General features: G+C 69.7%; 13 protein-coding genes. 9 read left to right on the top strand and 4 right to left on the bottom strand.

Annotated elements, in window-relative coordinates:
• The first annotated feature begins 11 nt into the window (after positions 1–11).
• From JKG67_RS01005 to JKG67_RS00965, 9 genes are all read left to right on the top strand, one after another.
• On the top strand, positions 12–1208 hold the full coding sequence (locus JKG67_RS01005) for a CpaE/TadZ family protein (protein WP_203335398.1): 1197 nt from the start codon (positions 12–14) through the stop codon (positions 1206–1208).
• Positions 1208–2692: a TadA family conjugal transfer-associated ATPase gene (locus JKG67_RS01000; protein WP_203335397.1), complete on the top strand. Its 1485-nt coding sequence runs from the start codon at positions 1208–1210 to the stop codon at positions 2690–2692. Before JKG67_RS01005 ends, JKG67_RS01000 begins: the two co-directional genes overlap by 1 nt.
• A complete protein-coding gene (locus tag JKG67_RS00995; protein WP_203335396.1) occupies positions 2692–4578 on the top strand; it encodes a type II secretion system F family protein in 1887 nt (628 codons plus the stop codon). Before JKG67_RS01000 ends, JKG67_RS00995 begins: the two co-directional genes overlap by 1 nt.
• A 1-nt stretch (position 4579) precedes the next feature.
• Complete coding sequence (locus JKG67_RS00990) at positions 4580–5509, top strand: type II secretion system F family protein (RefSeq protein WP_203335395.1); 930 nt, start codon at positions 4580–4582, stop codon at positions 5507–5509.
• 83 nt (positions 5510–5592) lie between these two features.
• Positions 5593–7026, top strand: coding sequence for a sensor histidine kinase (locus JKG67_RS00985; protein ID WP_203335394.1), 1434 nt, complete (start codon positions 5593–5595; stop codon positions 7024–7026).
• Entirely contained in the window at positions 7023–7643 is a 621-nt protein-coding gene (locus tag JKG67_RS00980) for a response regulator transcription factor (RefSeq protein ID WP_203335393.1), read from the top strand. The genes JKG67_RS00985 and JKG67_RS00980 overlap by 4 nt, the downstream gene beginning before the upstream one ends.
• Before the next feature lie 264 nt (positions 7644–7907).
• Positions 7908–8108, top strand: a complete 201-nt coding sequence (locus tag JKG67_RS00975) for a Flp family type IVb pilin (protein WP_203335392.1) — start codon at positions 7908–7910, stop codon at positions 8106–8108.
• A 111-nt stretch (positions 8109–8219) separates the two neighbouring features.
• Positions 8220–8432 (top strand): Flp family type IVb pilin, encoded by a 213-nt coding sequence (locus JKG67_RS00970; RefSeq protein ID WP_203335391.1) that lies wholly within the window; start codon positions 8220–8222, stop codon positions 8430–8432.
• A gap of 411 nt (positions 8433–8843) precedes the next feature.
• Positions 8844–10349, top strand: a complete 1506-nt coding sequence (locus JKG67_RS00965; RefSeq protein ID WP_203335390.1) for a DUF222 domain-containing protein — start codon at positions 8844–8846, stop codon at positions 10347–10349.
• Here the strand turns inward: JKG67_RS00965 and JKG67_RS00960 are convergent.
• The 4 genes from JKG67_RS00960 to JKG67_RS00945 form a co-directional block, all read right to left on the bottom strand.
• Positions 10331–11668: a M48 family metalloprotease gene (locus tag JKG67_RS00960; RefSeq protein ID WP_307816362.1), complete on the bottom strand. Its 1338-nt coding sequence runs from the start codon at positions 11666–11668 to the stop codon at positions 10331–10333. The genes JKG67_RS00965 and JKG67_RS00960 overlap by 19 nt on opposite strands.
• Positions 11611–12870, bottom strand: coding sequence for a hypothetical protein (locus JKG67_RS00955; RefSeq protein ID WP_203335389.1), 1260 nt, complete (start codon positions 12868–12870; stop codon positions 11611–11613). Before JKG67_RS00955 ends, JKG67_RS00960 begins: the two co-directional genes overlap by 58 nt.
• Positions 12851–13864, bottom strand: a complete 1014-nt coding sequence (locus JKG67_RS00950; protein WP_203335388.1) for a C40 family peptidase — start codon at positions 13862–13864, stop codon at positions 12851–12853. Before JKG67_RS00950 ends, JKG67_RS00955 begins: the two co-directional genes overlap by 20 nt.
• Before the next feature lie 125 nt (positions 13865–13989).
• On the bottom strand, positions 13990–14196 hold the full coding sequence (locus JKG67_RS00945; protein ID WP_203335387.1) for a hypothetical protein: 207 nt from the start codon (positions 14194–14196) through the stop codon (positions 13990–13992).
• Positions 14197–14279: the final 83 nt, after the last annotated feature.

The raw sequence follows: 14279 nt of genomic DNA, 5'->3' as shown, positions 1-14279 counted from the left end.
AGGAAGCCACCATGCCTGTCGTCGTTGAAAAGGCACCGGAGACGGCCGCCAAGCTCAGTCCGGTGATGCCGGCCGGGTCGCACGTGATGGATTCGCGGGCTCACCTCGATGCCTGGTTGGACCGGCACCCCGAGGAGTACGTCGTGGTGCTCGGGCCGAGCGTCGACCTGAACGAGGCGACCGACATCGCCGCGAAGTTGCGGTTCTCCCGGCCCACCACCTCGGTGGTGATCGTCCGGGAGGACGCCGACCTCGATGCCGGTGTGCTCCGGCAGGCGATGGCGGCCGGCGCCCGTGATGTGGTCGGCCTCGGTGACCAGGAGGCGGTGCGCGGCGCCGTCGACTCGGCGTACCAGTACTGGGTGGCGGTGCGTGGCGCGGGTGGCCTGCACCGCGAGGGCAAGATGATCACCGTCTTCTCCCCCAAGGGTGGAGTCGGCAAGACCACTGCCTCGGTGAACCTGGCGTTGGCGCTGGCCAATGGTGGCGCCCGGCAGGTGTGCCTGGTCGACCTCGACCTGGCGTTCGGCGACGTGGCGATCACCTTGCAGTTGATGCCGTCGCACACGCTGGAGCAGGCGATCGGCTCCGAGGACGACCTGGACCCGGCGATGCTGGAGTCGCTGCTGACCAAGCATGACGCCTCGCTGTCGGTGTTGGCCGCACCGACGCTGCCCGATGCCCGGGACCGGATCAGCCCGCGGCTGGTCTCTCGGGTGCTGCGGACGTTGACCGGGATGTTCGAGTACGTCGTGGTGGACACGGCGCCGAGCTTCGACGAGCTCACTCTGACCGCGTTGGACGAGACCGACGAGTGTGTCGTGGTGGCCACGTTGGACGTGCCGACGTTGAAGAACGTCAAGGTGGCGCTGGAGACGATGGACCTGCTCCAGTTGGCCAAGGACCGACGGCATCTGTTGCTGAACCGCGCCGATCCGGAGTTGGGCATCACCAACGAGCGGGTGGAGAGCATCCTGGGGATGCCGATCTCGGTCGAGGTCGGTTCTTCGGTGCGGATCGCGGCCGCCACCAACGCCGGCAGCCCGATCGTGATCGCCGATCCGGACCAGCAGGCCAGCAAGGCCTACCGCCGACTTGCGGAGGAGCTCGCGGACGAGCCGGTGCCACCGGGAGGGAGACCCGAGCCGGACGACGACATGGACAGTGAGGAGAAGCGGCGACGCTTCGGGAGGAAACGAGGACGCTGATGAGTTCTTTGGGAGATCGACTCGCAGCAGCGGCTGCCCGGGGAGGGAAGCCGGACGCCAGTGGCAAGCACGCCTCCGGGGAGGCGCCGCCGGTCAAGGATGAGTTGGCCCGCGCCGAGGGTGGGAACACTCCGGGCAAGCGCGCCGCCACTGCGGCTGCGGCCGCTGAGGAGGCCGGCAGCGGCAAGCGCGCCGCGTGGCGCAAGGCTGCGGACCGGATCGAGGAGATCAAGTCCTCGGTGCACACCGAACTGCTCAAGCAACTCGGTCCGCAGCTCTACGACGCCAACGTCGACCAGCAGGAGCTGGAGGGCAAGGTCAAGACGGTGCTGGCGGACGTGCTGGCCACCCAGGACCGGCCGCTGTCCGGCGCCGACCGGGCCCGGGTCACCCAGGAGATCAGCGACGACATCCTCGGCTACGGCCCGATCGAGCCGTACCTGCGTGACGACGACGTCTCCGAGGTGATGGTCAACGGCCACGACAACATCTTCCTGGAGCAGCACGGCAGGCTGGTCAAGGTCGAGACGACCTTCGCCGACGAGGCGCATCTGCGGCGCACCATCGAGAAGATCGTCACCCGGATCGGCCGTCGCGTCGACGAGTCGTCGCCGATGGTGGACGCCCGGCTGCCCGACGGCTCCCGTGTGAACGCGATCGTGCCGCCGCTGTCGTTGGACGGCTCCGCGCTGACGATCCGGAAGTTCGCCACCGACCCGTTCACCGCCGACGACCTGGTCCGGTTCGGCACCATGTCACAGCGCACCGCGGACTTCCTCGAGGCGTGCGTGAAGGCCCGGTTGAACATCATCGTCTCCGGCTCCACCGGCGCCGGCAAGACCACCACGCTGAACGTGTTGAGTTCGTTCATCCCCAACGACGAGCGGATCGTCACCATCGAGGACGCCGCCGAACTGCAGCTCAAGCAGGACCACGTGGTCCGGCTGGAGTCGCGGCCGCCGAACATCGAGGGCAAGGGCGAGGTCACCATCCGCGACCTGGTCAAGAACAGCCTGCGGATGCGGCCGGACCGGATCGTCGTCGGTGAGGTCCGCGACTCCTCGGCGCTGGACATGCTGCAGGCGATGAACACCGGTCACGACGGCTCGATCTGTACGTTGCACTCCAACGGCCCCCGGGACACCCTGGCCCGCCTGGAGACGATGGTGCTGATGGCCGGCATGGACCTGCCGGTGCGGGCGATCCGGGAGCAGGTGAGCTCGGCGGTGGACGTGATCGTGCACCAGACCCGCTTCAAGGACGGCACCCGGCACATCTCGCACGTCACCGAGATCGACCGGATGGAGGGCGACATCATCACCCTCCAGGACATCTTCATCTACGACAACTCCGCCGGCTACGACTCCGAGGGGCGCCGGCTGGGGCGGCTGGTCTCCACCGGACTGCGGCCGAAGTTCCTGGAGAAGATGGCCGACGCCAACGTGCGGGTCGACCCGATGCTGTTCGCCATGGATGGCAACTGATGCGGCGTCTGACCGGACTGCTCGGCCTGATCGCGTTGACGTTCGGGCTGTCCAGTCCTGCTCTCGCGGCGACGATCAACCACATCGGACCCGAGGGTGACGAGGTGCAGGTGCTGGTCGGGGTGCCGGCCGGCGTGGACGTGGACCTGGACGGGGTCGCGGCGTCGATCGGCGGCCAGGACGTGGCCGCTCGCGCCGTGCTCGCTTCGGACACCACCGACCTGGTCCGGACCACAGTGTTGGCGATCGATGTCAGCAACTCGATGGCCGGCGCGCGGATCGAGGCCGCCGCCCGGGCAGCGCAGGTCTATCTGGACACCGTGCCCTCCGACCTGCGGATCGGGATCGTCACCTATGCCCGGGACGTGACCCGGGCGCTGGAGCCGACCACCGATCGGGCCGCGGCCCGCGCCGTGATCGACGGTCTGGAACTGCAGCGGCAGACCGCACTCTATGACGGGATCATCGAAGCGGTGGCCATGGCCGGTGACGACGGCGCCCGCAGTGTGCTGGTGCTCTCCGATGGCCGGGACACCACCGACACCGAGTTGGCGGCGCCGCTCGCGGCGATCACCGACGCTCGGGTGCACGTGGATGTGGTCACCCTGGAGTTCACCGGCCGCGGCGCGGCTCCGCTGCGTGACCTGGCTGCCGCCGGTGGCGGCGCGGTGATCGACGCGGACTCGAACAACCTGGAGCGGACCTTCACTGCGGAGGCGGAGTCGCTGGGCCGGCAGGTGCTGGTCACTGCGGCGGTGCCGTCCGGGGTGGGTGAGCAGGCCGAGGTGACGGTGCTGCTGCCCGCTGCCGGCGGCGACCTGAGGGTGACCGCCTTCGGCCAGGTCCGGCCGGCGGTCGACGCCGAGCCGCCCGCTCCCCCGCCGGTGGCGGGGACCGGCGGGTTCGCCTGGCCGGCCGTCTCCGCCACCTGGATGTACGCCGGCGTCGGCGCGCTGGGGGTGGGCATGCTCGGACTGCTGATCGCGGTGATGGTCGGCTCCCGGCCGCAGCCGGCCTCGGTGGAGGACCGGATCGGGGCGTACGCCGTGGCAGGTGGCGGCGCGGGTGCCACCGAGCACGTGGCGTTCGGCGACCAGGCCCGGGGTGCGGCCACCAAGATGCTGAACCGCAACAAGGGGCTGGAAGCCAAGGTCAACGCGCGACTGGTGGCAGCGGGCAGCGCTATGAAGCCGGCCGAGTGGATCCTGATGCACGGCGGTATTGCGATCGGGGCGGCGTTCGTCGGGTTCCTGCTCGGCGGCGGTTCGTTCCTGTGGCTCATTGTCTTCCTCGCCATCGGGGCACTGGTGCCGTGGGTCTGGCTGGGCCTCAAGCGCAGCCGGCGCCTGAACAAGTTCCAGGCAGCTCTGGCTGACACCCTGCAAATGATCGCCGGTGGTCTGCAGGCAGGCCTGTCGATCACTCAGGCGATCGATGCCGTGGTCAAAGAGGGCAACGAGCCGATCTCCGGTGAGTTCAAGCGCGTGCTGATCGAGAACCGACTGGGCGTTCCCCTGGAGGCCGCCATGGACGATGTGGCCGCCCGGATGCAGAGCAAGGACTTCGCCTGGGTGGTGATGGCGATCCGGATCCAGCGTGAGGTCGGTGGCAACCTGGCCGAACTCCTGCTCACCGTCGCGGGGACGCTGCGCGAGCGTGAGTACTTGCGACGACAGGTGAAGACGCTGTCGGCGGAGGGTCGGTTGTCGGCCTGGGTGCTGGGTGGGCTGCCGCCCCTGTTCTTGGTGTACCTGACGCTGACGCAGTGGGAGTACGTGAACGTGCTCTTCACCGACATCCGCGGCATCGTCATGCTCGTCGGTGGCTCGCTCTGGCTGGCCATAGGTGCATTCTGGATGAGCAAACTCGTCAAGGTGGAGGTGTGAGATGGCATCGACGACACTGCTGATCGGCGTGGTGCTGGTCTTCGTGGCGCTCTTCGTGCTCTTCGCCGCCGTGGGCGGGTTGAGCAAAGAACGCACCGGGCTGGCCCAGTCGCTGGCCTACCTGGACCAAGTCACCGCTGCCCCTGAGGCGTTGATCAAGGCTGAGGCCGACCGCCCCTTCGGGGAACGCGTGCTTGCACCGCTCTATCAACGTGCGATGAATCTAGGGCGTCGCCTCAGCGGAGCCGACAGCGCCGAGCGGGTCCGTCGCAAACTCGACTTGGCTGGCAACCCAGCCGGATGGAACGTGGACCGGGTGGCCGCAGCCAAGGTGGTCGTGGCCTTCTTTGGCTTCGGCTTGTCCGCAGTCGTCTGCTTGATCATGAGCATCTCCTTCCCAGTCTGGATCCCAGTGGTGGCCGGAGGTGTGATTGTCGGCTTCCTGGCACCGAACCTGTACCTCTACCAACTCGCCTATGACAGATCAAAGTTGGTCCGGAGCGAACTCCCCGACGCCATCGACCTGCTGACCATCTCGGTGGAGTCCGGGCTCGGCTTCGACGCCGCCATGCAGCAGGTGGCCCGCAACACCGAGGGACCAATCGGCGAGGAGTTCGCCCGAGCCCTCCAGGAGATGCAGTTGGGACGTGGCCGCGCCGAGGCGATGCGGTCGATGGGTGACCGCAGTGACGTGGCCGACCTGCGCACCTTCACCAGCGCGATGGTGCAGGCCGACCAGTTCGGCATCCCGATCGGGCAGGTGCTCCGGGTGCAGTCCAACGAGATCCGGGTCAAGCGTCGTCAGCACGCCGAGGAGAAGGCCCAGCAGGTGCCGGTGAAGATCACCATTCCGCTGATCTTCTTCATCCTGCCGACCCTCTTCATTGCGGTGATGGGGCCGGCGGCCATCAGCATGATGGACTCGTTCTGACCACACAACAGAAGCCGGACGCCAACTGGACCTTCGCCCAGGTCACCGGGGCGGTCCGGGGCTTCGCCGCGATCCTGGTGCTGTTGCCGGCGCTGCTCAACGGCGACTCCGAGGCACTGTTCGCAGCCGTCCTGTTGAGCCTGGTCTGGGCGACCTTCTTCTTCGCCACCCTGATCACCCGGTTCGCCCGGGACCTGGTGCTGGTGCTCGAGGCAGTGACGGTGGCGGTGATAGTACTCCTCGTCTTCACCGAGCACCCCACGATGCTGCCAGCGCTGGTCGTCTCCCCGCTGGTGGTCGGCCTGTGGAAGGGCGCCCGTGGCGCCGTGCTGGTGCTCGCCCTGGAGCTCGGGGCGATCGTGCTCCGAGCCATCCAGGCCGGGGAGGACGCCGACCCCGACGTGGCGGCCGCGATCACCCTGTGGTTCACCGCCGGGGTCGGGTTGGCGATGATCGCGATCTTCGTGCACCGAACCAGCCGGGCGCGGGACCAGACGCTGCACAGCTACGCCGAGGCGCGGCGGCTGCTCACCAGCGTCCTCGACCTCAGCGACGAGCTCAGCGCCGGGCTGGACCCGGTGCCGATGGCCGAGCACCTGCAGGGCCGGGCCATCGACGAGATCCCGGGCTGTATCGCCGCTGCGGTCTCAGTACCGGTCGGGGACCAGTTCAGTCCGGTGGTGGACTCGCCGGCCACCGACCACTCCGCCGCACGGCAGCAGCAACTGCGCGCCGCCTGGGAGTCGAAGGCGCCGGTGCTCGAGGGGGCCCACTTCGCGTTCGCGCTGCGCACCGACACCGGGCCTGTCGCGGTGCTGCATGGCATCGTCCGCCCGGGTAGCTCGGGGGTCCGCCAGGCGCTGGCCTCGATGGAGTTGGCCGAGGCTACGGTCGGCCTGGACAGCGCGTTGACCTTCGCCCGGCTGCGGGAGCGAGCGACCGCGGATGAGCGGCAACGACTGGCCCGTGAGGTGCACGACGGGATCGCCCAGGAGGTGGCCACGCTCGGCTACCTGGTGGACGCGCTGGCGGCCCGCACCTCCGACCCGGAGCAGGAGCAGGGGCTGCGCAGCCTGCGACAGTCCATCTCCCGGGTGGTGGGCGAGATCCGGCGTACCGTCTATGACCTGCGCTCGGAGAATGCGCCGCCGGCGACCCTGGGCGAGCAGTTGCAGCGACTGGCCGCCCATCTGCGGGCCACCACCCCGCTGGAGGTCACCATGGAGATCCGAGAGCGCGTGCAGCTCGACGATGACGTCGCCCACCACCTGCTCCGGATCGCCCAGGAGGCCACCCACAACGCCGTCAAGCACGCCCGGGCCAGCCGACTGTTGCTGGAGTTCGCCAGCTCGCCGGACGGCTTCTTCCTGCAGGTCAGCGACGACGGGGTCGGCCTACAGGAGGCCGCCGGCGACTCCCAGGGGATGACGATCATGGCCGAGCGGGCGCGGAGGATCGGCGCCGAGCTCACCGTACGCAATGATGGTGGCGTGACGATCGAGGTGAGGAAGCAGTGACCCGAGTGCTGCTGGTCGACGACCACGAGCTGATTCGTCAGGGGCTGGCGCTGGCCTTCGAGGACCAGATGGAGGTGGTGGGTCAGGCGGGCACCGTCGCCGAGGCGATGGAACTCTTCGCCGAGACCACCCCAGACGTGGTGGTCACCGACCTGCGACTCCCCGACGGCACCGGACTGGACCTGGTCCGCAGCATCCGCGCCTCGCACCCGGCGACCGGCCTGGTGGTGCTCACCATGCACGCCGGCGATCAGCAGATCTTCGCTGCGATGGAGGCCGGCGCGTCGGCCTTCGTCGGCAAGGACGCTCCGGCCGACGACGTTGTCGCCGCCGCCAGACACGCCCAACTGTCACCGCGGACGTTCCTGTGCGCGGGGTTGCCGGAGGCGATGGTGCGCCGGATGACCGGCCCGCAGGTGACCGAGCGGGAGCGGGAGGTGCTGATGCTGCTCGCAGACGGCCTCAGCGCCGGTGAGATCGCCGGGCAGCTCTACATGAGCGAATCCACGGTGAAGACCCACATCTCCTCGATCTACACCAAGCTCGGCGCCAGTAACCGGGCCCAGGCCCTGGTCACCGCCATCCGGATGGGGATGCTGGAGGGCTTCCGACCCTGAGTGGCCGCGACCGGCTGGGACCGCCGGGGGCGCCACTGCACTCGGCCCATGCCGGGTTGGTGACCATGGGCCCCTCCTTTTGGGCACCGATCCGGGACCTCGGGACCTAAGAAGCCACCCGACTAGTCCCAAATGACTACGTGAGGGTGGGCGGTCGCAGGATGTAGGGCCCGGGTCATCCGTGACACAGTTCACTTGTCCGCAGGGAGGGAGCCCAGAGGACGACAGCCCCTAGGGGATATGACTACCAATGGAGGAAACACAATGACTGCCATTCAGTACCTGAAGATCATGCTCGAAGGCCGCAAGGCCGGTATGGACGAGCGCGGCGCATCCGCGGTCGAGTACGGCCTGCTCATCGCCGGCATCGCCGCCCTGATCATCGCCGTCGTGTTCCTCCTCGGAGGCACCATCCGGGACATGTTCTCCGACGTCGAGGGTTGCATCGACTCCGGGACCTGCTGATCCTGTCCTTCTCAACAGCGTGGGGAGCAGACCTTCGGCCTGCTCCCCACGCTGCATTTCTCGAACCGATCAACCCGATGTCCTCGTGAGCCACTGACCAGGGAGGCACCCGTGAGCCAACGTCAGGAACAGCCCGCAACGGCCCAACCACCGTCGCGCGTCGTCCGCTCGGAGTCAGGCGCCTCGGCCGTCGAGTACGGGCTCCTGATCGCCGGCGTCGCCGCGCTCATCGTCGCAGCCGTCTTCATCCTGGGCGGAACCGTCCGGGACAGTTATGAGGACTTCTGCACCGATGTCGCCACGCGGACCGGCAGCACCTGCTAACCACCCCAGAGTCTTGGGCGCGCCGGGGTCCCCGTCCCCGGCCCCCACACCCACAGTGGCCCGACCGGCCGAACCCCGCGGTCGGGCCACTGCTCATTTCCGTTGGAGGTGGTCTCGATACGCCGCCTCGTTCCTCGGCGGCACTCGACCACCGATCCCGCGCATATCGGCGGTCGAGTAGCGAGCGCCAGCGAGCGTATCGAGACTCCAGGCGGCCGGGCGCGTGGTCTCGATACACCGCCTCGTTCCTCGGCGGCACTCGACCACCGAACGTCGCCGCGCTCGACCACCGAAACGGGCGGCTGGTCTCGATACACCGCCTCGTTCCTCGGCGGCACTCGACCACCGAAACGTCGCGGCACTCGACCACCGAACCGCGAAACTGTCGGTGGTCCCTGCTTGGCTTGATCCATGGCCGAGGCGATCGCGTTCGACGAGATGACGGGGACTGGAGTCCTCGACGCCGTCGAGATGCTCGCGCTCCGCCAGCGGCACACCGAGGTGGAGCTGATCCGCGCGGCTGCCGAGTGGGCCGCGATCAACGGCCCCGACTCGCTCGACCCGCGCGCCGCCGACCTCCCCGGCCGGGAGACCGCCCGGCACTACGGCGGCCCCGGCACGCCGTACGTCGCCAGCTTCGCGGGCGCGACCCTGGGCGCGCGACTCGGCAAGTCCTCCTACGCCGGCGAACAGTTGATCGCCACCGCCCTCGACCTGCAGTACCGCTTCCCGCAACTGTGGCAGCGGGTCCAGGCCCTCGAGGTGGAGGCGTCGTATGCCCGGTTCGTCACCCGCCGTTGCCGTGACCTGTCCCTGGAACAGGCGAAGTACGTCGACTCCCGGGTCGCCGAGTCCGCGGACGGCCGGATCTCCTGGAGCCAGTTCGAGACCCTCGTCGAGGCCTCCATCGTCGGCGCCGACCCCGAGGCGGCTCGGCAGCGCGAGGAGGCCGCCCGCCGGGAACAGTTCGCCCGGGCCACCCGATCCACCGGCGAAGGGATGCGCGGCTTCTACCTGCGCACCGACGCCGCCGGCATCGCCCGCGTCGACGCCACCGTCGCCTACCTGGCCGAAGCCCTGCGGGCGCTGGGCTCGGACGCACCTGAGGACCATCGCCGGGCGATGGCGATGGTGTTGCTGGCCAACCCGGCGTACGCCACCCGGTTCCTCGCCCAATACGCCGCCTGGAAGCAGCGCCCCACCGACGGCGAGCCGGCCACCAGCGGGATCGTCGACGATGCCGTGGTCGCCTTCCGCCGCGGCGGCGGCCAGCCCACCGGCGACGCCCCCGTCATCGACTGGCGGGCGCTGCTGCCCCGGCTCACCCTCTACCTGCACATGTACGGCGGCGACCTGGTCGGCGGCGCACCGGTCGGCGGCGCGGCACAGCCCGTCACCGGCCTGGTCAAGACCGACACCTGCGACACTGCCCGCCTGGAGGGCATCGGCCCGGTCACCGAGGCCTGGGCCCGGCAGACGCTGGGTGAGAAGGCGTCCTTCGTGATCCGCCCGGTGCTGGACCCGCTGGGGCTGGCGCCGGTGCACTCGTACGAGATCCCGGATCGACATAGACAGGCCGTGTGTCTGCTGACACCGGCCGATGTGTTCCCCTTCTCCCCCGCCTGCGTGAACGACGGGTGGTCGAGCATGCAGATCGACCACACCGTGCCCTGGCGCGAGCCGGGATCGACTCACGGCGACGAGCCGGGATCCTCACGGATCGGGAACTACGGACCGATGACCGCCTTCCACCACCGGGTCAAGACCCATGGCCGCTGGAAGGTCGCGCAACCCTTCCCCGCCGTCTACCTGTGGCGCGACCCGCACGGGGCGACGTACCTCGTCGACCACACCGGCACCCGCCGACTGCGCACCCCGATCGCGATCGACCTGGTCGACTACTCCCGGGCGGCGTGACCGTAGAGCCGCGCCAGCCCGATCCGCTCCAGCACCGTCGGATGGGAGCCGAACCACCACTGCGACAGACGCGGCGGCTCCGGGTCTCGAAGCGAACGCAACGCCAGGCCACGCTGCATCCGCTCGAACGCCTCCGCATCCCCGGTGACCTCCAACGCCACCACGTCGGCACGCAACTCCACCAGGCGACTCAGCCCGTTCTCCGCAGGCGCGACCACCACCGAGGCGAAGGCGACCAGGGCGAGGATGAACGGCACGTGAGCGGGAGTGGGAGTGGGAGTGGGAGTGGGGCGGCGGTCCCGACCAGCTCCACCGGCCCCCCCGCCCGCGCTCCCGCGACCGACGGGAAAGGCAATCAGCCCCAGGGCAGCGACAGCGGCAGCGACGCCGAGCGCACCCAGCGTCGTACCCACCAGCACGTCCGAGTGCGCGGCATGCGCCAGTTCGTGGGCCACCACCAACATCGCCTCATCGCGGGGCAGGTCCTCGACCAAGGTGTCGTAGAGCACCACCCGCTTCGTGGAGCCGAACCCGGAGACCCACGCATTCAAGGTGGTGGTACGACGAGACGCGTCGGCGACCAGAACCTCGCCGACCTCGACCCCCTCGGCCTCGGCCAGAGCGATCACCTCAGTGCGCAACTCCCCCTCGGCCAGCGGCGTGAACTCGTGGAACAGCGGCTCCACCAGGACCGGCAACAGCCAGGACCCGGCCAGCACCAGCGCAGCGAAGGCCCCGGCCGCGATCGCCGGCCACCAGGTCCGCCACCGGCGGACGATCGCCAGCAGCACCACGACCGCGAGTCCGGTGATCGCCACATTCACGGTGAACCCGACCGCGACATCGCGCAGATAGCCGGCCCAGGTCTGCGTGGACAGGCCGTGCTCGACCCGCAGCCGCCAACCCCCCACCCCGGTCGGCAGCGTCGCCAGCCGACCGGCCAACAGCACCACCGCGACCCCGCACCAGGCGCGCAGCCACCACGGGTTCGGCAGCCGCGCCATCAGGGCGCGGCCGAGCCGGGTGAACCCGAGCACCCCAGCCACCGCCAGCGACACCGCCAGCCCGGTCCAACTCCACCACCGGGCCGGCCACGAGTACGCCGCCGAGGCAGCCAACTCCTCGGCGGTGAACACCTCCGCGGCCTCAGGCAACACCAACGGCCCCAGCGACTCCGGCACCGGCTGCCACGGCACCAGCACCGCGGCCAGCACCCCGAAACCGAGCAGCGCGACCAGCACCGTCACCGCGGCGACCCGCCTCACGGCAGCGTCCGGAGTCGTTGCTGCCAGGCAGCCACCAGGTCCTCGTACGTCCACCCGATCACCTCGACCAGCAGGTCCTCGACCGGCTCCCCCGCCGACGCGCGGGTATACAGCTCGACCAACGCCTCCTCGCCGGCATGCGCGGCGATGGTGGTGCACGCCAGCCAGGCCGCTTCGTACGCCGCGCCCAGATGCTGCCTGTTGGTCGCGAACTCGTCCGGCCCAGGCAACTCCTCGGGCACCCCGTCGGCGCGCACCTGGGCGGCGATCTGGCCGGCCGTGGTGGTCAGCGGCAGGTCGACGTCACGCAACGCCACATAGTCGGCGAACCCTTCCAACAGCCACAGCGGCAGCGGCGCGAAGGGCGCCTGTGTCGCCACGTGCACCGCCTCGTGGCTGAGCACCACCTGGGCGCCCTCGTCGCCCAGCGCCCCGAACACCCGCGGGTTGACGAAGACATGCACCGGCGCGGACCGGGACGTCGAGCCGTCCGCGGCCGCGGTCACCGCCGCCACCTGGGCGTACTCATGCACCGCCACGTCCAGGGCGGCCGCCAGCGCCTCAGGGTCACGGGGCACCTCGACCACCAGCCGCGGATGCCACTGCGGGAGCACCTCATGCACCACCGGCACCGCGGCCCGGGCCATCTCGTCGTAGCGGTCCGCAGTGGCAGCGTCGGCGTCGACGACCACCAGCGTCTGCGGGCCGCGGCGTACCTCCAGAGCGCCTGCGGTCAGCCACAGCGGCGACCGTCGGCCGTGGCCGCCGATGCCGGTGACCGCCAACCCGGCGTCGCTGCGCGCGAACGAGACCACCACCTCGGTCAGTGCCGGGGTGGTGTGGAAGTCCTCGAACGACCAGGCCACGTCCACGGTGGCCCGCCAACCGCCCTCGGCGCTGACCCCGCCGAGATCGGCGACGTAACGCAGCGAGAAGTCCTCGACCCCGATCGCGACCGCGTTCGCGACCATCCCGCGCAGCAACTCCTGGGCGGCCGCGTCGTCGGCCGGCGCCAACGCTGCCGCGGCCTCGAGGTCGCCGGCGCGCACCGCGGAAACGAGATCCCGCAGCGCCGCCGCGGCCAGCGCGGGCTCGACCTGGGCGTTCGTGGAGTCCGGCAGCTCGACGGCGTAGTCGCGTTGACAGCCGACGAGCAGCACGGCCAGCAGGCAGCCGATCAGTGCGGCCGCGCGAGTGCGGCGGCCGATGCTGAGGCGGCCGGTGCTCGGGGGTGGATCAGCCGGGGCGGACGGCACCGGTGTACGGCATCGAGAAGACACCGGAGATCACCACGCCGACGCCGGGGCGGGCGGCGTGCACGATCCGGCCACCGCCGATGTAGATCCCCACGTGGCTGATCGGCGAGTAGTAGAAGACCAGGTCGCCCGGCTGCAGACTGTTGCGGTCGACTCGACGACCGACCCCGAACTGGGCGCGCGAGGAGTGCGGCAGCGAGACGCCGGCCTGGCGCCAGGCCGCGGAGGTGAAGCCGGAGCAGTCATAGGAGTTGGGTCCGCCGGAGCCCCAGGAGTACGGCTTGCCGAGCTGGGTGAGCGCCCAGTCGACGACCACCTTGGCCCGACCCGAGGCGGGCACGTTGTCCGGCAGCCGGGTGGAGTGCCCGCTGCGGGACGCGGCCGCGATCCTGGCCCGCTCCTCGGCCTCGAGGCGATCGAGCACCTTCTTGGCCTCGTCGTACTTCTCGTCGATCTCGGCCTTCTCGGCGGCGAGACGACCCTCGAGCCGCTGCACCCGGTCGGTGCGCTCCCGGATCGCCTCACGGCGGATCTGCATCGCCGCGATCTCGATGTCGTAGCTGGAGAACAGCTGGCCCTGCATGGAGTAGAACGTGGAGACGGTGGAGAGCTGGGACAGGAACAGGGTCGGGTCCTTGGCCGTCACCAGTTGGCTCATCGCGGTGACGCCTTCGCCCTGGTACTGGCGCACGACCACGTCGGTGACCTGGTCCCGGACGGCGTCGAGCTGACGACGTTGCCGGCGCTCGTCGGCGCGCAGCGTCCGCAGGTCAGCCTGCAGGTCCTCGAGCTCCACCCGGGCGTCGTTGTAACGCTCCGAGGCCTGCTCGGCCTGATGGTAGAGACGGTCCACCGTGGTCTTGGCCTGCTCCACCTTGTCCGGCTCGGCCTGAGCGGCGGGGACGACGGCGATCGTCGCCACCACCGCGGCTCCGGTGAGTCCGCTGATCAGTCGACCGACTCGCGTGGCGCGATACCTCGTGTGGTGGGGCACGGGGGATGTGTCTCCTGGCAGGGTGCTTCGAAAGTGGGGGCGCAGTGAACGGACACCCTTGTCCGTCTGCGACCTCTGAAGACTAGACGGCTGCCCCAACGGCTGCAAACCCCCGAGGCGGCGTGTCAGGCCGTTCCCAGCTCCGGCGACGCCACAGGAGTCACCATCCGTAACGGTGGCACCAGCCCTTGCGCGGCCAGCACCCCCAGCGCCGCCATCTCGTCGTCGTCGATCTCCATCTCCGGGGGTGGCCCCAGGAGCACTGTCACCACACAGTCGTGGCAGTGCAGCCCGCGGACCAGACAGGTGTCGCAATCGATTCGTGTGCTCATGGACCGCACTGTTGACGAAGGCTCCGACATTCCCGGCCGACACGCACTGTTCCCGGCGTGTCGGGGCCCTCAAGGGGGTCTCG

Source organism: Nocardioides limicola (genome assembly GCF_016827675.1).
Classification (GTDB): Bacteria; Actinomycetota; Actinomycetes; order Propionibacteriales; family Nocardioidaceae; genus Nocardioides; species Nocardioides limicola.
The sequence above is the reverse complement of the archived record's forward strand: the minus strand, read 5'-3'. Positions and strand labels throughout refer to the sequence as shown.

Bases quoted from the DNA above. Each gene is read 5' to 3' on its own strand.
- JKG67_RS01000 (WP_203335397.1), top strand. From the start codon at position 1,208: ATGAGTTCTTTGGGAGATCGACTCGCAGCAGCGGCTGCCCGGGGAGGG.
- JKG67_RS00990 (WP_203335395.1), top strand. From the start codon at position 4,580: ATGGCATCGACGACACTGCTGATCGGCGTGGTGCTGGTCTTCGTGGCG.
- JKG67_RS01005 (WP_203335398.1), top strand. From the start codon at position 12: ATGCCTGTCGTCGTTGAAAAGGCACCGGAGACGGCCGCCAAGCTCAGT.
- JKG67_RS00975 (WP_203335392.1), top strand. From the start codon at position 7,908: ATGACTGCCATTCAGTACCTGAAGATCATGCTCGAAGGCCGCAAGGCC.
- JKG67_RS00995 (WP_203335396.1), top strand. From the start codon at position 2,692: ATGCGGCGTCTGACCGGACTGCTCGGCCTGATCGCGTTGACGTTCGGG.
- JKG67_RS00965 (WP_203335390.1), top strand. From the start codon at position 8,844: ATGGCCGAGGCGATCGCGTTCGACGAGATGACGGGGACTGGAGTCCTC.
- JKG67_RS00945 (WP_203335387.1), bottom strand. From the start codon at position 14,196: ATGAGCACACGAATCGATTGCGACACCTGTCTGGTCCGCGGGCTGCAC.